The sequence below is a fragment of the Pseudomonas sp. MF6751 genome (assembly GCF_016613265.1).
Taxonomy (GTDB): Bacteria; Pseudomonadota; Gammaproteobacteria; order Pseudomonadales; family Pseudomonadaceae; genus Aquipseudomonas; species Aquipseudomonas fluorescens_BV.
The window spans coordinates 46323-64380 of the sequence record NZ_JAENSV010000017.1; the positions used below are offsets into that span (position 1 = coordinate 46323).

Annotated in this window: 19 protein-coding genes; 9 read left to right on the forward strand and 10 right to left on the reverse strand. The window is 60.3% G+C overall.

Annotation, left to right across the window (positions count from 1 at the left end):
* Nucleotides 1-4 precede the first annotated feature (4 nt).
* From fghA to rpoS, 7 genes are all read left to right on the forward strand, one after another.
* Nucleotides 5-850, forward strand: coding sequence for an S-formylglutathione hydrolase (gene fghA, locus JJD66_RS15740; RefSeq protein WP_105226029.1), 846 nt, complete (start codon nt 5-7; stop codon nt 848-850).
* 54 nt (nt 851-904) lie between these two features.
* Entirely contained in the window at nt 905-1378 is a 474-nt protein-coding gene (gene ispF / locus JJD66_RS15745; protein ID WP_105226030.1) for a 2-C-methyl-D-erythritol 2,4-cyclodiphosphate synthase, read from the forward strand.
* Nucleotides 1375-2433 carry a tRNA pseudouridine(13) synthase TruD gene (gene truD / locus JJD66_RS15750; RefSeq protein WP_198714770.1) on the forward strand — a complete coding sequence of 353 codons (1059 nt, stop codon included), beginning with the start codon at nt 1375-1377 and terminating at the stop codon, nt 2431-2433. Before ispF ends, truD begins: the two co-directional genes overlap by 4 nt.
* Nucleotides 2421-3170 carry a 5'/3'-nucleotidase SurE gene (surE, locus tag JJD66_RS15755; RefSeq protein WP_003189210.1) on the forward strand — a complete coding sequence of 250 codons (750 nt, stop codon included), beginning with the start codon at nt 2421-2423 and terminating at the stop codon, nt 3168-3170. The genes truD and surE overlap by 13 nt, the downstream gene beginning before the upstream one ends.
* Before the next feature lie 41 nt (nt 3171-3211).
* Nucleotides 3212-3847, forward strand: a complete 636-nt coding sequence (locus JJD66_RS15760) for a protein-L-isoaspartate(D-aspartate) O-methyltransferase (RefSeq protein WP_169850588.1) — start codon at nt 3212-3214, stop codon at nt 3845-3847.
* Nucleotides 3848-4056: 209 nt separating this feature from the next.
* Entirely contained in the window at nt 4057-4893 is an 837-nt protein-coding gene (locus JJD66_RS15765; protein WP_032893170.1) for a peptidoglycan DD-metalloendopeptidase family protein, read from the forward strand.
* Nucleotides 4894-4999: 106 nt separating this feature from the next.
* A complete protein-coding gene (gene rpoS, locus JJD66_RS15770) occupies nt 5000-6007 on the forward strand; it encodes an RNA polymerase sigma factor RpoS (protein ID WP_034126846.1) in 1008 nt (335 codons plus the stop codon).
* A gap of 235 nt (nt 6008-6242) precedes the next feature.
* On the opposite strand, the gene JJD66_RS15775 is transcribed toward rpoS, so the two are convergent.
* Nucleotides 6243-6452, reverse strand: a complete 210-nt coding sequence (locus tag JJD66_RS15775) for a cold-shock protein (RefSeq protein WP_002554837.1) — start codon at nt 6450-6452, stop codon at nt 6243-6245.
* 388 nt (nt 6453-6840) lie between these two features.
* On the opposite strand from JJD66_RS15775, the gene dcd reads away from it, so the two are divergent.
* Together dcd and JJD66_RS15785 are read left to right on the forward strand one after the other, a co-directional pair.
* Nucleotides 6841-7407: a dCTP deaminase gene (gene dcd, locus JJD66_RS15780; RefSeq protein WP_003189215.1), complete on the forward strand. Its 567-nt coding sequence runs from the start codon at nt 6841-6843 to the stop codon at nt 7405-7407.
* A 108-nt stretch (nt 7408-7515) separates the two neighbouring features.
* Nucleotides 7516-7713 carry a hypothetical protein gene (locus JJD66_RS15785; RefSeq protein ID WP_005785769.1) on the forward strand — a complete coding sequence of 66 codons (198 nt, stop codon included), beginning with the start codon at nt 7516-7518 and terminating at the stop codon, nt 7711-7713.
* 23 nt (nt 7714-7736) lie between these two features.
* Here JJD66_RS15785 and pdeM read toward each other — a convergent pair whose 3' ends face one another.
* From pdeM to JJD66_RS15830, 9 genes are all read right to left on the reverse strand, one after another.
* A complete protein-coding gene (pdeM, locus tag JJD66_RS15790; RefSeq protein ID WP_200648544.1) occupies nt 7737-8387 on the reverse strand; it encodes a ligase-associated DNA damage response endonuclease PdeM in 651 nt (216 codons plus the stop codon).
* Nucleotides 8387-10867 carry a ligase-associated DNA damage response DEXH box helicase gene (locus JJD66_RS15795; RefSeq protein WP_200648545.1) on the reverse strand — a complete coding sequence of 827 codons (2481 nt, stop codon included), beginning with the start codon at nt 10865-10867 and terminating at the stop codon, nt 8387-8389. Before JJD66_RS15795 ends, pdeM begins: the two co-directional genes overlap by 1 nt.
* Before the next feature lie 57 nt (nt 10868-10924).
* A complete protein-coding gene (locus JJD66_RS15800) occupies nt 10925-11689 on the reverse strand; it encodes an ABC transporter ATP-binding protein (protein ID WP_034126849.1) in 765 nt (254 codons plus the stop codon).
* A 13-nt stretch (nt 11690-11702) separates the two neighbouring features.
* Nucleotides 11703-12821 carry a succinylglutamate desuccinylase/aspartoacylase family protein gene (locus JJD66_RS15805; RefSeq protein WP_198714767.1) on the reverse strand — a complete coding sequence of 373 codons (1119 nt, stop codon included), beginning with the start codon at nt 12819-12821 and terminating at the stop codon, nt 11703-11705.
* A gap of 9 nt (nt 12822-12830) precedes the next feature.
* Complete coding sequence (locus tag JJD66_RS15810; RefSeq protein ID WP_054917884.1) at nt 12831-13541, reverse strand: ABC transporter permease; 711 nt, start codon at nt 13539-13541, stop codon at nt 12831-12833.
* Entirely contained in the window at nt 13538-14266 is a 729-nt protein-coding gene (locus tag JJD66_RS15815; RefSeq protein WP_003189227.1) for an ABC transporter permease, read from the reverse strand. The genes JJD66_RS15810 and JJD66_RS15815 overlap by 4 nt, the downstream gene beginning before the upstream one ends.
* 57 nt (nt 14267-14323) lie before the next feature.
* The gene (locus JJD66_RS15820; protein ID WP_014717255.1) at nt 14324-15103 is read right to left on the reverse strand and encodes a transporter substrate-binding domain-containing protein; all 780 of its coding nucleotides are present in this window, start codon (nt 15101-15103) and stop codon (nt 14324-14326) included.
* A 224-nt stretch (nt 15104-15327) separates the two neighbouring features.
* Nucleotides 15328-16962, reverse strand: a complete 1635-nt coding sequence (locus JJD66_RS15825) for an ATP-dependent DNA ligase (protein ID WP_198714765.1) — start codon at nt 16960-16962, stop codon at nt 15328-15330.
* Complete coding sequence (locus JJD66_RS15830; protein ID WP_054897985.1) at nt 16959-17963, reverse strand: ligase-associated DNA damage response exonuclease; 1005 nt, start codon at nt 17961-17963, stop codon at nt 16959-16961. Before JJD66_RS15830 ends, JJD66_RS15825 begins: the two co-directional genes overlap by 4 nt.
* Nucleotides 17964-18058: the final 95 nt, after the last annotated feature.

Genomic DNA, 18058 nt, shown 5'->3' on the forward strand with positions numbered 1-18058 from the left:
GGCCATGAGTCTGGAAAACCTGTCATGCCAGAAGAGCTTCGGCGGCTGGCATAAACGCTACAAGCATCATTCGGATGTGCTCGGTTGCGACATGACCTTCGCGGTCTATCTGCCGCCGCAAGCAGAGCAGGGCGGTAAATTACCGGTGCTGTATTGGCTGTCCGGTCTGACCTGCACCGATGAGAACTTCATGCAAAAAGCCGGCGCCCAGCGCATGGCCGCCGAGTTGGGCTTGATCATCGTTGCACCGGACACCAGCCCCCGTGGCCCCGGTGTGCCGGATGATCCGGACAACGCCTGGGATTTTGGCCTCGGCGCCGGTTTCTATCTCAATGCCACCCAGGAACCCTGGGCCAAGCACTATCGGATGCATGACTACGTGGTGCACGAATTGCCGGCACTGGTGGAGGCGCATTTCCCTGCGTCGGATAAACGCGGCATCAGCGGCCACTCCATGGGCGGTCACGGTGCGCTGGTCTGCGCGCTGCGCAACCCAGGACGTTACCTGTCGGTGTCGGCGTTTTCGCCGATCAACAACCCGATGGACTGCCCATGGGGTCAGAAAGCCTTTTCCCGTTATTTGGGTGAAGAGCGCTCTAAGTGGCGTGAATGGGATGCCTGCGTGCTGATCAGCGAAGCCTCGGAAAAGCTGCCGCTGTTGGTGGACCAGGGCGATCGCGACGATTTTCTCGCCGTTCAGCTAAAGCCCGAAGCCCTGCTGCAGGCGGCCAAGGCAGCCAACCATCCGCTGGAACTGCGCCTGCAGCCTGGCTACGACCACAGCTACTTTTTCATCGCCAGCTTCATCGAAGACCATTTGCGCCATCATGGGCGTGCTTTGCTCGGTTAATCTGAGGCAAAAGTAGGTAGAATCACGCCCTGAATTAAATCGGGGCGTTTTTTTATGCGTATTGGCCACGGCTACGATGTGCACCGTTTCGCTGAAGGCGATTTCATCACCCTGGGCGGCGTGCGCATTGCACACCACCATGGGTTGCTGGCTCATTCCGACGGCGACGTGGTCCTGCACGCCTTGAGCGATGCCTTGCTCGGCGCGGCTGCATTAGGCGATATCGGCAAGCATTTTCCGGACACCGACCCCACCTTCAAGGGCGCGGACAGCCGTGTGTTGCTGCGCCATGTGGTCGGCCTGATCCATGCCAAGGGCTGGAAGGTCGGCAACGTCGATAACACCATCGTCGCCCAGGCGCCGAAAATGGCCCCCCATATTGAAGCGATGCGCACAGCGATCGCCGAAGACCTGCAAATTGAATTGGATCAAGTCAACGTGAAAGCCACCACCACCGAAAAGCTCGGGTTTACCGGTCGTGAAGAGGGCATTGCGGTGCACTCCGTCGCCTTGTTGCTGCGCGCATGAACGATCTGCAACTGCTGGGCCCGCGGGCCTATGGCGAGGCCCTGGGCAGCGCGGTACTGAAGGCCACGGCCGAAGACTTCCAGGTTGATGAGGTGCTGGACATCCCGCTGACCGGCGATGGCGAGCACCTGTGGCTGTGGGTGGAAAAGCGCGGCTTGAACACTGAGGAAGCCGCACGGCGTATCGCCAAGGCTGCTGGGGTGCCATTGCGCACCGTCAGCTATGCCGGGCTCAAGGATCGTCAGGCCCTGACCCGCCAGTGGTTCAGCGTGCAATTGCCCGGCAAGGCCGACCCGGACATGAGCGGCGCAGAAAACGACACCCTCAAGATCCTTAAAACCGCCCGTCACAAGCGCAAGTTGCAGCGTGGGGCCCATTCGGCCAATGGTTTCACCTTGCGCCTGACCCAACTGGCCGGCGATACCGCTGCCATCGACGCACGTCTGCAGTTGATTGCCCGGCACGGCATCCCCAATTATTTCGGCAGCCAGCGTTTTGGCCACAACGGCGGCAATGTGGTGGATGCTCGCGAGTGGGCTGCCCGCAAGGCCCTGCCCGAGCAGCGCAACGTGCGCTCGCGCTTGCTGTCCACGGCTCGCAGTTACCTGTTCAACCAAGTGTTGGCGGCTCGCGTCGCCGACGGTTCATGGCAGCGTGCCCAAGTTGGCGATCTGCTGGCGTTTACCGACAGTCGCAGTTTTTTTCCGGCCGGGGAAGCTGAATGCAGTGACCCGCGCCTGGCGATCCTGGACCTGCATCCCACCGGCCCGCAGTGGGGCGAAGGCGACTCGCCGGCGAAAGGTCTTACGTACGAGCTGGAACAATCTGTCGCCGCTGGCGAAGCAGACCTACGTGATTGGTTGGTGAAGGCGGGAATGAGCCAGGAACGTCGCATTCTGCGACTGCCCATTGGCGGGTTGACGTGGCATTATCCCGGGCCTGACATTCTGCAATTGGAATTCGTCCTGCCGGCCGGATGCTTCGCCACTGTCTTGGTGCGCGAGCTTGTTGATCTAGTGCCGGTGGGGCAGACGGACAGCCCATGCGTATTCTGATATCAAACGATGACGGTGCCACCGCACCCGGTCTTGCCGCGCTTCATGCTGCGCTGCAGGATTACGCCGAGTGCGTGGTGGTTGCCCCCGACCAGGACAAGAGCGGCGCCAGCAGTTCGCTGACGCTCGACCGTCCGCTGCATCCGCGGGTCCTGGCCAATGGCTTTATCAGCGTTAACGGCACCCCCACCGACTGCGTGCACCTGGCGATCAACAGTCTGCTGGAGCACCAGCCAGACCTGGTGGTCTCGGGGATCAACCTGGGCGCCAACCTGGGTGATGACGTGCTGTATTCCGGCACCGTGGCGGCCGCCCTTGAAGGGCGCTTCCTGGGCCGCACCGGCTTCGCCTTTTCCTTTGCTTCGCGGCAACTGGATAACCTGGCGACGGCGGCCTACTACGCGCGCAAGTTGGTGGAGGCCCATGCTTCCCTGGACCTGCCGCCGCGTACGGTGCTCAACGTCAATATCCCCAACTTGCCCCTCGACCATATTCGCGGTATCCAACTCACGCGCCTGGGTCATCGCGCCCGTGCGGCGGCGCCCTTGAAGGTGGTCGACCCTCGCGGCAAGGAAGGGTATTGGATCGCCGCCGCCGGCGACGCCGAAGATGGCGGCGAAGGCACGGACTTTCATGCGGTGATGCAAGGCTATGTCTCCGTTACCCCTCTGCTGTTTGATCGCACCTTCAGTGATGCCTTCAGTGGCCTTGATGGCTGGCTGGAGGGACTGCGTTGATGGCTCGTGAACAAGACGACCTGTTGCGCCGTGGCATCGGGATGACCTCCCAGCGCACCCGGGAGCGGTTGATCCAGCGTCTGTATGAAGAAGGCTTGTCCAACGCGCAGGTGCTGGAAGTGATCCGGCGCACGCCGCGGCACCTGTTTGTTGATGAGGCGCTGGCGCATCGCGCCTATGAAGACACAGCGTTGCCCATCGGCCACAACCAGACCATCTCACAGCCCTATATGGTTGCGCGTATGAGCGAGCTATTGCTGGCGGCGGGGCCGTTGGACAAGGTGCTGGAGATTGGTACCGGCTCCGGCTACCAGACGGCCGTGCTGTCGCAACTGGTAGAGCGGGTGTTTTCGGTCGAACGCATCAAGGTGCTACAGGACCGGGCCAAAGAGCGTCTGGTGGAGCTGAACCTGCGCAACGTGGTATTCCGCTGGGGCGATGGTTGGGAGGGCTGGCCGGCGCTGGCGCCCTACAACGGTATCATCGTCACCGCAGTGGCCACCGATGTGCCGCAAGCCTTGCTGGATCAATTGGCGCCTGGCGGGCGGCTGGTCATCCCGGTGGGGTCCGGCGAAGTGCAACAGTTGATGCTTATTATCCGTGAGGACGAAGGTTTTTCCCGGCATGTACTCGGTGCCGTGCGGTTCGTACCCTTGCTCAACGGCCCGCTGGCCTGATCATTTATTCGCGGGCAGTGAATTCTGTAAGCGCGGATGTGTCTTACGGCGGGGTCCATTGAATCAACATGCCTGGCAGCCACGATTAAACATGATGAATTTTTCCTTTCAGTCAGGTGCCAGTAAAAAGCCAATGCCCAGTTATACTTGCGTCATATTTCAAGCCTGATACAGGCGTTAACGTTCAGCCACCACAAAGGGAGCGGCGGGTGAGTCTCACAGGTCCTGCGCAGCGAATGAGTAAAACAAGCTTTCAGCGACTGGTGCTTGGCCTTGTCTTGAGTTCCTTATTGGCAGCCTGCTCGAGCACGCCATCCGGCGGTGCGCGGGTCGTTGACCGTACCAACGCAACCCCCCAGAGACCTACGGTCACCACGGGCCAATACGTGGTGCGCAAAGGCGACACACTGTTCTCGATTGCCTTCCGTTATGGCTGGGACTACAAGGCGCTAGCCGCCCGTAACAACATTCCTGTGCCGTATACGATCCATCCCGGGCAGACCATTCGTTTCGACGGTCGCTCAGGTTCTGCACCTACGGCAGTTGTGACAAAGTCGGGATCTTCGCCATCGTCGTCGAGCAAGACCACCATCATTACCCGGCCTGCAGGCAGCGCCGCGCCTACGGTTGCGAGCAAGCCGGCACCCGCGCCGTTGCCACCTGCCGGGCCTGCGCCGACCGGATGGGGATGGCCTTCAAACGGCGTGTTGATTGGAAAATTCTCTTCAAACGGTAGTTTGAATAAAGGCATTGATATCGCCGGGGATTTGGGACAGCCTGTTTTAGCTGCGTCTGATGGGACAGTGGTGTACGCCGGGAGTGGTTTGCGGGGCTACGGCGAGCTGGTCATCATCAAACACAGCGATACCTACGTCAGTGCCTACGGTCATAACCGCAGGTTGTTGGTTCGGGAGGGGCAGCAGGTCAAGGTCGGACAGACGATTGCCGAAATGGGGTCAACGGGCACAGACCGGGTGAAACTGCACTTTGAGATTCGCCGCCAAGGGAAGCCTGTAGATCCGCTGCAATTCCTGCCCCGTCGTTGATGTGTCGCACAGCCTGTTCCCTCACGTAGAAGGAACAGGCTCCAGCGTTGCCAAGGATAGAGGCGTCGCTTGAGCTTGAGGTCGAACTCACCAAAGGACTATAACAATGGCTCTCAGTAAAGAAGTGCCGGAGTTTGACATCGACGATGAGGTTCTCCTTATGGAGACCGGCATCGATTTGGAAACGATGTCAGATAATGAAGGGGTATCACCACCTTCAGTTCGCACCAAATCCAAAAATGCTGCCGCGTTGAAGCAGCACAAGTACGTTGATTACACGCGGGCGCTCGATGCGACCCAGCTGTACCTCAATGAAATCGGCTTTTCCCCTCTGTTGACCCCCGAAGAAGAAGTCCATTTTGCGCGTCTGTCGCAGAAGGGCGATCCGGCTGGGCGTAAGCGCATGATTGAAAGCAACCTGCGCCTGGTGGTGAAGATCGCCCGACGCTACGTCAATCGTGGGCTTTCCCTGTTGGACCTGATCGAGGAGGGCAACCTGGGCTTGATCCGGGCTGTGGAGAAGTTCGACCCTGAGCGGGGCTTCCGTTTCTCCACCTATGCCACCTGGTGGATTCGCCAGACCATCGAACGGGCGATCATGAATCAAACCCGCACGATCCGGTTGCCGATCCATGTGGTCAAGGAGCTCAACGTCTACCTGCGGGCGGCGCGTGAGCTGACGCAAAAACTCGATCATGAACCTTCGCCTGAAGAGATCGCCAACCTCCTGGAAAAACCGGTAGGGGAGGTCAAGCGCATGCTGGGCCTTAACGAGCGTGTCTCTTCGGTCGATGTCTCGCTGGGGCCGGATTCGGATAAGACCCTGCTGGACACCCTGACCGATGATCGTCCGACAGACCCTTGCGAGCTGCTGCAAGACGATGATCTTTCCCAAAGTATTGACCAGTGGCTGTCAGAGCTCACGGACAAGCAGCGTGAAGTGGTGATTCGCCGCTTCGGCCTGCGCGGCCATGAGAGCAGCACCCTGGAGGATGTAGGCCTGGAGATTGGCCTGACCCGTGAGCGGGTGCGGCAGATCCAGGTGGAGGGCCTCAAGCGCTTGCGCGAGATCCTGGAGAAGAATGGCTTGTCGAGTGAATCGTTGTTCCAATAAACGACACAAGACAAAAATGTGGGAGCCGGCTTGTGTGGGAGCTGGCTTGCCTGCGATAGCATCAACTCGGTATAGCTAGTGCACCGAGTCGATAGCATCGCAGGCAAGCCAGCTCCCACATACAGCTGCGCTCCCACATTTTTGTCCGTCATTACATCGGTGTAGCGCACCAAAATCCAGGCATAAAAAAACCCCGCTTTTAAGGGCGGGGTTTTTTCGACTAAGTCAGTACAAGTTAGATAACTTGAACTTCTTCAGCTTGCATGCCTTTCTGACCGCGGGTAGCGATGAAAGAAACCTGTTGGCCTTCTTTCAGGCTTTTGAAGCCGTCGGATTGGATAGCTTTGAAGTGAACGAACAGGTCGTCACCGGATTGTGGAGTGATGAAGCCGAAGCCTTTTTCATCGTTGAACCACTTAACGGTACCAGTTTGGCGATTAGACATGGTGTATCTCCTTGGACAAAGTTAACTGCGACTCAGGAAAAGCCCTGGCCGAGACTGAGTGCAAAGAGCAGGAAAAATTCTTGGAGATGGTTGGATCGAAATTCAACATATCGTGTAGAGATTCTCAGTGACACAAGCAGCACAGTGGCGCCACCTTAACCCTTTTTCCGGAACGTGCCAATGGTATTTCCGAAGGTTTCTCTAATTTCGTGACTGGCGGTGGTATTTACAGTCATTGGCGCCTGCCGTCCGGGGCCCGGCCACGCTGGCTGCGGCTTATAGCTGGCAGTGCATTGATCAAGAAAACCGGTGCGGCCTTTGAACCCCAACGCCGGCCCCGGTAAGATGGCCCACAGATTTTTTTCGCCTCGCTATTCAGGACACCGCCATGAGCATCAAATCGGACAAGTGGATTCGCCGCATGGCGCAGGAACACGGCATGATCGAGCCGTTCGTCGAACGCCAGATTCGTGGCGAAGGCGACGAGCGCGTGATTTCGTACGGCGTTTCCAGCTATGGCTACGACGTGCGTTGCGCCGATGAATTCAAAGTGTTCACCAACATCAATTCGGCGATCGTCGATCCGAAAAACTTCGACGAAAAGAGCTTCGTCGACGTCAAGAGCGACGTGTGCATCATCCCGCCCAACTCTTTCGCCCTGGCGCGCACCGTGGAATTCTTCCGTATTCCTCGTGACGTGTTGACCATTTGCCTGGGTAAAAGCACCTATGCCCGCTGCGGCATTATCGTCAATGTCACGCCGCTTGAGCCTGAGTGGGAAGGCCACGTCACTCTGGAATTCTCCAACACCACCACCTTGCCGGCAAAGATCTACGCCAACGAGGGCGTGGCACAGATGCTGTTCCTGCAGTCCGATGAGGCCTGTGAAGTGTCCTACAAAGACCGCGCGGGCAAGTATCAGGGCCAGCGTGGCGTCACTCTCCCACGCGCTTGATCGAAAGCGCCTACGGGTAAAGGGAATTTGTCTGCAGAAAGTGACTCTATCTAGGTGTACTGCTTCGGCGCGTGTGAAACGCGTCGGGCCATACTTGAGGAGTACCTTATGAAGATCGACCCGCGAATCAGCGCAGAACTCGCCCGGCTTGAACCCAACCAGATTGGTGTTCTGGCCTGGTCCTTGATGGCCAACCCCGCGCACGCGGGGGGCATCCCTGGTCAACCCGAACCTGATTACCCGCAGCCTACCGAGCCGGGTGAGCCGACCTTACCGGACGAGCCGCCACCCGCGCCCGTTGCCTGATACCTGAGCAGGCTTGTCTCGATTCATTGAATCGGCCAGACCTGGTGATCGCCAATCACAAAGATTCGCTGGTCCTGCGCCTGCTCCACGGCATAACCCCCTGTGAACGCGCCGAAGGCCGGCAGCAGGCTAACCTGAGTGCCGATCTGGAAGCACGGCAGGCGTAGCCGCTGGCGCCCTTTGCCGCGCAGGTGGTACACCGGATGCACATGCCCCGCCAGTACATGATGGCTGGCGTGGGCGTCTGGTTCATGTTGCAAGGCGAAAGGGCCCATCAGCAGGGGCCCGGGGATCACCTCGATGCCCAGATCCAACGGTGGGTCGCCGGCGCTTTTGTCGTGATTGCCGCGAATCAAGGTCAAGGTCAATGTGCGATTGCGCACACGCCAGGCCCTGATTGCGTTCAGGGTGCCGCTGGCGTGAGAGCCGGGACCGTGGAGGAAATCACCGAGAAAGATCAACTGCGCGCACGGTAGGGCCGATACGAGCCTGTCCAGGCGTTCCAGGTTGGCCGTAGTCGTGCCCTGTGGCACCGGTTGTCCCAGGCTGCGATAGGCCGAAGCCTTGCCAAAATGCGCATCGGCAATCAGCAGGCATCGGCGTGCAGGCCAATACACGGCCTTGTCCGGCAATAGCCAGAGTTCTTCGCCTTCAACCGTCAGTGGGTAATGCATCAGCCTTGCCCTTTGTCGGCGATTTTTTCCAGGTCCTTGACCATCCGCGCGATGCGCTCCGAGAGTTTTTCCGAGCTCATGCTTTCGCGCATCCGTTCTACCAGCAGCGGAAAGGCCAGGGGCGTGGGCCGCTGGATCCTGTGCAGGTCCAGCTTCAATGTCGACAGATGATTCAGCGTCTGTTCCAGCCGGCGAATATCCAGCTCGTCCCGCAGAACTTCTTCCCCAGCCTGGGCCAGCAGCAGATTTTGTGGGTCATATTGCTTGAACACTTCAAAGAACAAACCACTGGAAGCCTGCACTTGTCGCGTGCTTTTTGGCGCGCCGGGATACCCGGCAAATACCAGCCCGGCGATTCGCGCAATCTCGCGAAAGCGGCGCAGGGCCAGTTCACCGGCATTGAGGCTGGCGACCACGTCCGCCAGCAGGCCTTGGGGGCTCAGCACTCTAGTGTTCAACAACTGGGGCCACTGCACCTCCGTGGCGCTCAACAGCTCCAGGCCATAATCATTCACCGCAATCGAAAAGGTTAGCGGCTGCTGCTGGCTGACCCGCCACGCCAGCAAACTGGCCAAGCCCAGGTGTACCTGGCGGCCAGCGAACGGATACAGAAACAAGTGCCAGCCCTCCCGCGACCGCAGGGTTTCAGCCAGCAAATGCTCGCGGGTCGGCAGCCCGGACCAGCGCAATTGGGTGTGCAGCAACGGTTGCACCGCCTGCATCTCAGGCCCGTCGAAGTGCCCATGCGCGGCGGCATCAAAACGCTCGACCACCGCCTGGGCCAGTTCGTTGGAAAGGGGCATGCGCCCGCCATTCCAGCGTGGCACGGCGGCTTTTTTCGCGTTGCTGCGGCGCACATAGGCGGTCATGTTTTCCACACGCACCAGTTCCAGCAAGCGCCCGGCGAACAGAAACCCATCCCCCGGCTTAAGCCTTGCAATAAAGCCTTCCTCGACACTGCCCAGGTTCTTGCCGCCGCCGCCTTTGCTCCAGAACTTGAGCTGGATACTGGCATCACTGACGATGGTGCCCACGCTCATGCGATGGCGGCGTGCCAGGCGGGCATCCGGAACACGCCAGATGCCGTGCTCATCGGGCTCCACCCGGCGGTAATCCGGATAAGCGGTGAGTGACAGGCCACCATGGCGCACAAATCCGAGGGCCCAGGCCCAATCCGCTTCGGTGAGGTCGCGATAGGCCCAGGCGCCGCGCACTTCGTCCAACAGTGCCGCCGGAGTAAACCCGCCGCCCAAGGCCATGCTGACCAGGTGTTGTACCAGCACATCCAGCGGCTTGTAAGGTGATTCCCGCGCTTCGATGCGCCGTTGGGCGATCGCATCCTGGGCGGCTGCGGCTTCCACCAGCTCCAGGCTGTGGGTTGGCACCAGCGTTACCCGTGAGGGCCGCCCTGGCGCGTGGCCGGAACGCCCGGCGCGTTGCATCAACCGCGCCACACCCTTGGCGGAGCCGATTTGCAGCACCCGTTCCACCGGCAGGAAGTCCACGCCCAGGTCCAGGCTGGAGGTGCACACCACTGCCTTGAGCTGTCCATCTTTCAACGCTCGCTCCACCCAGTCCCGGGTCTCTCTCGATAACGAACCGTGGTGCAGGGCAATCAAGCCGGCCCAGTCCGGACGAGCGCCCAGAATCGCCTGGTACCAGATCTCGGATTGCGCGCGGGTGTTGGTAAATACCAGGCAACTGCTGCTGGCCTCTACCTCGGCGACCACTTGCGGCAACATCTTCAAGCCGATATGCCCGGCCCAGGGAAAGCGCTCGGTGACGGGCGGCAGCAAGGTGTCGACCTTCAGTGCCTTGTCCGTTTGCCCCTGTACATTGATGCCGCCACCCTGTGGGACCAGTACCTCCAAAGCGTGGGCCTGATTACCCAGCGTCGCGGAAATACCCCACACCATCAACTCAGGATGCCAGCGCCGCAAGCGAGCCAGTGCCAGTTGCAATTGCACGCCGCGCTTGTTGCCGATCAATTCGTGCCATTCATCCACGATGACCATGCGCAGGTGCGCCAGGCTGGTTTCACTGTCGGCACGGGCCAGCATCAGGGTCAGGCTTTCCGGAGTGGTGACCAGAGCGGTGGGTTGGCGACGGGTCTGGCGTGCGCGTTCACTGCTGCTGGTGTCACCGGTGCGCAGACCTACACTCCAGGGAATCTGAAGGGCCTCCAACGGGGCTTGCAGGGCACGTGCGGAGTCGGCGGCCAGGGCGCGCATCGGCGTGATCCACAGGACGGTCAGCGGCTCGGCAGGCGGTTTGCGTTTGCCTGTGACGGGCGGGCGGGTAATGGCGAAACGATTGAGGGCGGCAAACCACAGGGCATAGGTTTTACCCGCCCCGGTGCTGGCATGCAGTAACCCTGATTGGCCGGCCTTGACCGCGGCCCATACCTCTTTCTGAAAGGCGAATGGCTTCCAGCCTTGGGTGGCAAACCATTGCTTGGCGAAGTCGTGGGTTTTTGCCATTCGGCAACTGACGCTCTGAAGGCTCTATTGCACAGACCCTCCAGGCGTCATAAAGGTTTACTTCAAATTGCCACTCAGAAACTGTTGCAGGCGTTCGCTTTTCGGATTGCCCAGCACATCCTCCGGCAAGCCCTGCTCCTCCACCAGACCCTGATGCAGGAACAGCACCTGGCTTGAAACCTTGCGCGCAAAGCTCATCTCGTGGGTCACCATAATCATGGTACGGCCTTCCTCGGCCAGGCCCTGGATCACCTTCAAAACTTCGCCCACCAACTCTGGGTCCAGCGCCGACGTGGGTTCATCGAACAGCATCACCTCCGGCTCCATGGCCAGGGCGCGGGCGATGGCGACACGCTGCTGCTGGCCGCCGGAGAGGAACGCCGGGTATTGATCAGCCACGCGCGCCGGCAGCCCGACTTTGTCCAGGTAGCGGCGCGCACGGTCTTCGGCGTCCTTCTTGCTGCAACCCAGCACGCGGCGGGGGGCCATGGTGATGTTTTCCAGCACGCTCATGTGGCTCCACAAGTTGAAGTGCTGGAACACCATCGCCAGCCGTGTGCGCAAGCGTTGCAACTCGGCGTCGTCGGCCACGCGCATGCCATGGCGGTCGCTGACCATGCGGATTGCCTGGCCGTCCAGGGTCATGGCGCCATCGTTGGGGGTTTCCAAAAAGTTGATACAGCGCAGGAAGGTACTCTTGCCTGAGCCACTGGCGCCGATCAGGCTGATCACATCACCGGTCTTGGCCTTGAGCGACACACCTTTGAGCACTTGATTGTCGCCATAGCTTTTGTGCAGGCCTTCAACGGTCAGTTTGTACATGGGGCGTGCATCCTCAAGGCGAAAGTAGATAACCGCTGCGGTAGGCCTGTGTGCCGGCAACATGGCAGATCACCATGCCGGCCGTGGCCATGCGGCGTAGCGAACGGGCGTAAAGCAGCCCGGCCTGCTGGCAGTGCACAGGCGTTACGCGGTCGGTAATGGGGTCGATGATTTCAGCGACCAATTGCCCCGCCTCCAGGTATTCCCCCGGCAGGGCGCTGAACACGAGCAAGCCACCCACCGGGGTGGTTACCGGCTCCACCGCCGCCAGCGGCGTAGCCGGGTAGGCCAGGGCAGGCAAGGGGGCTGCATTGCCGCGAATGGCGCCGAAGTGGATCAAATAATCAATGATGGCCTGGCAGTCCAGCGCGGCGAGGCCGTGGTTGACATCGCCCTGGCCACGCAGCTCGACGGTCACCGACAAGCTGCCCATGGGGATCGGGTAGCGTTCGCCGAAGCGTTGCTGCAACTGCCACCACACCAGGGTGAAACACTCGTCAAAAGACTGCCCACCGGAATCGGTGGCCAACAGGTTGGCCTCCGAGCCCAGGTAGCGCGCCAACGGTTCTACCTGTGGCCAGGCTTCGGGCGTGGTGTACAGGTGCGCCACGGCTTCGAAGTCGCAATGCAGGTCCAGCACCACGTCGGCATCACAGGCCAGGCGTTGCAGAACCAGGCGTTGGGAGTGCAACTGGGTCTGGGCGGTGTGCGCGGCCAGGGCGCGGGACAGTGCGCTGCGGATCAATTGGGCATTGCGCTGTGGATCATCGCCCAGCAGGTCTTCGACCTGGTTGCCGACGTCTTCGCTGAGGTCGACAAACAGGCGATTGAAGTTCTGCCCGCTTTCCAGTTCGTAGCGGCCCAAGGGGATATCCATCAATACCTGTTCCAGGCCCACCGGGTTGGCGACGGGCACCAGCACGATTTCGCTGCGCAAGCGCCCGGTCGCTTCAAGTTCTGCCAGGCGCGCCTTTAAATGCCAGGCCACCAGCATGCCTGGCAATTCATCGGCATGCAGGGAGGACTGGATGTACACCTTGCCTTCGGGCTGCTGCGGGCCGAAGTGAAAACTGTGGATCTGCCGCGCCGTGCCGGGCACCGGTGCGATCAGGTCATGTAGCTGATGGTGCATGCAAGCTCCTTAGTGGCTCGGCCCGAGAAAGGCCAGCCAACGCCGCTCCGCCAGGCGAAACAGGCCGACCAGGGCAAAGGTCACCGTCAGATAGATCAATGCGGCAATGCCAAATGACTGGAAGGTCATGAAGGTGGCAGAGTTGGCATCCCGTGCCACTTTGAGGATGTCCGGGATCGTCGCGGTAAAGGCCACGGTGGTCGAGTGCAGCATCAGGATCACTTCGTTGCTGTAGTAGGGCAACGAGCGTCGCAACGCAGAAGGCATGATCACGTAGGCGTACAGCTTCCAGCCGCTGAGGCCGTAAGCCTTGGCCGCCTCGACTTCGCCGTGGGCCATGCTGCGGATTGCCCCGGCGAAAATTTCCGTGGTGTAGGCGCAGGTGTTGAGGGCGAAGGCGAGCAGGGTGCAGTTCATCGCGTCGCGAAAGAACGCATCCAGCACCGGTTGTGCTCGTACGGCGGCAAGGCTGTAGATGCCGGTGTAGCAGATCAGCAATTGGATATAGAGCGGCGTGCCACGAAACAGGTAGGTGTAGAACTGCACGGGCCAACGCACCATGCGCTTGCGCGAAACGCGGGCGATGGACAGTGGAATCGACACCAGAAAACCGATGACCAATGAGGCGCTGAGCAGCCACAAGGTCATGGCCAGGCCGGTGATGTGCTGGCCGTCGCTGTAAAGAAAAGGGCGCCAGTATTCCTGCAATAGCTCAATCATCGCACGGCCTCCCGGGCGCCTGCGGAGTAGCGACGTTCAAGTCGGCGCAAGACAAAGTTGGAGGCGCTGGTGATCAACAGGTAGATCAGCGCCGCCAGCACCAGGAAATAAAACAGTTGATAGGTGCTCTTGCCAGCGTCCTGGGCGGCTTTTACCAAGTCTGCGAGGCCGATGATCGACACCAGTGCGGTGGCCTTGAGCATCACCATCCAGTTATTGCCGATGCCCGGCAGCGCAAAACGCATCATCTGCGGGAAGGTCACGTAGCGAAACCGCTGCCCGCGCTTGAGCCCGTAAGCGGTGGCGGCTTCGAGTTGGCCGCGGGGCACGGCGAGGATCGCACCGCGAAAGGTTTCGGTGAAATACGCACCGTAGATAAAGCCCAGGGTGATCACCCCGGCGCTGAACGGGTCGATCTCGATGTATTCCCATTCCATAAAGTCGGTAAAGCCACTGAGCCAGGTTTGCAGGCTGTAGAAAATCAACAGCATCAGCACCAGGTCCGGTACACCGCGAATCAGAGTGGTATAGAGCTGGGCGGGGATACGCACAATGGCCAGGCTGGACAGTTTGGCGCTTGCGCCGAGCAGGCCCAGCAATACGCTGACGGCCAGGGACAGCACCGACAACTTGATGGTCATCCAGGTGCCTTGCAGCAACAGCGGGCCGAAACCCTTCAGGCTGAATGCGCTCAGCCCAAGGGTTTGCAACAGATCTTCGAACATAAATCAGGACCTATGGCGATAAAAAAGCGCCCCACCTGAAGCAGGGCGCCCCAGGCTTTACTTGCCGCTGTACAGGTTCAGATCGCCAAAGTGTTTCTTCTGGATAGTGGCGTAGGTGCCATCATCGTGTAACGCTTTGATACCTTTATCCAAAAGCGCCTTGAGTTCAGTGTTACCTTTTTTGATACCAATGGCGGTTTTCGACGGCAGCAGCGGGTCGTCGATGGCGGCGCTCACTTCATAGCCAGCACCGGCTGGCGACTTGAGAAAGCCCAGTTCGGCTTGGAGCATGTCCTGCACGGAAGCGTCGAGGCGCCCGGAGGTCAGGTCGGCGTACACCTGGTCCTGGTTGGCGTAAGCCTTGGTGGTCACCCCGGCTTTATCCAGTACGGCCTTGGCGTAGGCTTCCTGGATGGTGCCTTGCTCGTAACCTACCGATTTGCCCTTGAGGGATTCTGGCGTCGAATAGCCAGCGCCTTTCTTGAACACCAGCGAAGTCGGGCCCGAGAACAGCTCGGAGGAGAAGTCGATGGCCTTCTCGCGCACGGGGGTCACGGTCATCGACGAGATCACGCCATCGAATTTATTGGCTTTGAGGCCCGGGATCATGCCGTCGAAGTCACTTTCGACCCACTTGCACTTGACCTTCAGCTCCGCGCAGATCGCATTGCCCAGGTCGATATCGAAGCCCACCAGGCTGCCGTCGGCGGCCTTGGATTCGAACGGTGCGTAGGAAGGGTCGACACCAAAACGCAATTCCTTGTATTCCTTGGCTGTAGCAACACCAGCAGCCATGCACAGAGCCAGTGCAGAAAGGGTCAGCAATGCTTTTTTCATTATGTAATCCCTGGAAACCAAGATAAGCGCTTGTGGCGCGATTAGGACTGTTACTGAACGGTGTCAGACCCATCACAAGTAGCAATTTCTGCACCATAGTTCCGGATGGGCTTTTTAAACGGTGGGATAAGGCAGGTCCAAGTGTAGGCGGCGCCCAAAAATGGGCGTCAGCAAATGAGCGCACTATTTCGGGTCAAAGGTAGACCTGGCATGTGGGAGCTATGTCAAGTCAGCAAGTCTTGTAGCGTGGCCAGGTTGTCCGCTTCATCCACCGCCTTGTCCTGGCGCCAGCGCAGCATCCGCGGAAACCGCACCGCAATCCCGCTCTTGTGCCGCTTGGACAGGGCAATCCCTTCAAAACCCAACTCAAACACCATGCTCGGCGTCACGCTGCTGACCGGGCCGAACTTCTCCAGCGTGGTTTTGCGCACAATGGCGTCGACCTTGCGCATTTCTTCGTCGGTCAGCCCGGAATATGCCTTGGCGAACGGCACCAGTGTGCGCTCGCTTCCCGGTGGGCCGTCCCATACCGCGAAGGTGTAGTCGCTGTAGAGGCTGGCGCGCCGGCCATGGCCGCGCTGGGCGTAGATCAACACGGCGTCGACGCTGAAGGGGTCGACCTTCCATTTCCACCACAGGCCCATGTCCTTGGTGCGGCCCACGCCGTAGAGGCCGTTGCGATCCTTGAGCATCATGCCTTCCACGCCCAGGCTGCGAGAGGCTTCGCGCTGCTCGGCCAAGGCTGCCCAGGACTTGCCTTCCAGCAAGGGCGAAGGCAATAACACCGGTTGGTTGCACGCAGCGATGACCTGTTCCAATTGGGTGCGACGTTCGGCCTGGATGTGGTTGCGCCAGTCGTCGCCCTGATACTCCAGCAAGTCGTAGGCGAGCACCGCCACCGGCGCATCCTCAAGGACTTTTTTACTCAGGGTCTTGCGGCCAATGCGCTGTTGCAGCAACGCGAAGGGTTGTACCGAGTCTTTCCACACCACAATTTCGCCATCGATCACCGTACCGTCGGGCAGGCCACCGACCAGGCTATGGAGTTCGGGGAAGCGTTCAGTCAGCAACTCTTCACCGCGAGACCAGACCCACAGGCGTCCCTCGCGCTTGACCAGTTGTGCGCGGATGCCATCAAACTTCCATTCCACCTGCCAATCGGCGGGTGAACCGAGCAGGGTGTCGAATTGCTCCACTGGTTGCGCCAGTCCGTGAGCCAGAAAAAACGGATAGGGTTGCCCGCCACGTTGCGCGTGTTCGTCGGAGGATTCGGCGGCAATCAGCTTTAGATAGCCTTCGGCTGTGGGACGGTTCGACAAATCGGTGTAGCCCACCAACCGCTGCGCCACGCGCTTGCTGTCGAGGTCGGCCATGGCAGCGAGGGCGCGGGTCACCAGCAGTTTTGAGACGCCCACCCGAAAGCTGCCGGTGATCAACTTGATGCACACCATCAGGCTCGGTTGGTCCAGTTGTGCCCACAGGGCCGGCAGCCGGTCTGCCAGGTCCAAGGGTGGCAGACCGCGCAGGGGCAGCAGTTTTTCCTCCAGCCACACGGCCAGGCCGTCTTCGGAGGTGTAGGTGGATTCTGGCAGGAGCAGGGAGATGGTCTCGGCCAGGTCACCCACGGACTGGTAGCTCTCTTCGAACAGCCAGGGTTCGATACCGGCCGCTTCGGTGGCCATGTCCCGTAGCAGGCGCGTCGGCACCAGCTGTCGTGGCCGCCCGCCGCTAAGAAAGTAAACGGCCCAAGCGGCATCTGCTGGCGGCGCCTGCATGAAGTAGGCTTGCAGGGCGTCGAGCTTGGCATTGCTGGAAGTGGTGGCGTCGAGGTTGGCGTACAGCTCAGCGAAGGCTTTCATGCCGTGGCCTCTTCTTCGTCATCGCCGTATTCGGTGCTGAAGCCTTGGGCATCCAAGCCCTTTTCCCGCAGGTGGCGTACCAACACACCCACCGAACCATGGGTGACCATCACCCGTTGCGCGCCGGTTTGTTCGATGGCCCATAACAGGCCCGGCCAGTCGGCGTGGTCCGAGAGCACGAAGCCACGGTCCACGCCGCGCCGCCGTCTGGTACCGCGCAGGCGCATCCAGCCGCTGGCGAAGGCGTCGCTGTAGTCGCCAAAGCGGCGCATCCAGGTACTGCCTCCAGCGGAGGGCGGGGCGATGATCAGGGCTTGGCGCAGCAGTGGGTCGGTCTTTTTGAAGTCGCCGGCATACAGCGTCTCGGGGATGTAGATGCCCGCTTCGCGGTAAACCCGGTTCAACGGTTCGACCGCGCCGTGGCTGAGGATCGGGCCGATGCTGGCGTCCAGCCCATGGAGGATGCGTTGGGCCTTGCCGAAGGAGTAGCAGAACAACACGCTGGCTTTGCCGCTGGCGATATTGGCCTGCCACCAGTCATTGATCCCGGCAAAAATCTGCGCCTGGGGCTGCCAGCGGTAAATCGGCAGGCCGAAGGTGGATTCGGTGATAAAGGTGTGGCAACGCACCGGTTCGAAGGGCGCGCAGGTACCATCGGGTTCGACCTTGTAGTCGCCGGACGCCACCCAGACCTCGCCCTGGTATTCCAGGCGCACTTGGGCCGAACCGAGCACGTGCCCGGCCGGATGGAAGCTCAAGGTCACGCCGTGATGCACCAACCGTTCACCGTAGGCCAGGGTTTGCAGGTTGATGTCCTGGCCCAGGCGCCAGCGCAGGATACCTTCGCCGGGGGCGGCGGCCAGGTAGTGTTGATTGCCGGTGCGGGCGTGGTCGCCGTGGGCGTGGGTGATGACCGCACGTTCCACTGGGCGCCAGGGGTCGATATAAAAATCACCGGCAGGGCAGTAGAGGCCTTCGGGGCGGGCGATGACAAGGTCCATGGAGTTGCCGGGGCGGTGGGCTTGTTACTTATGAGGCGGGGCTGGGTCTAGAAGTTCTATTTGAATGCGGGCAGTGCAAAGGTGGGCTTGTCTTC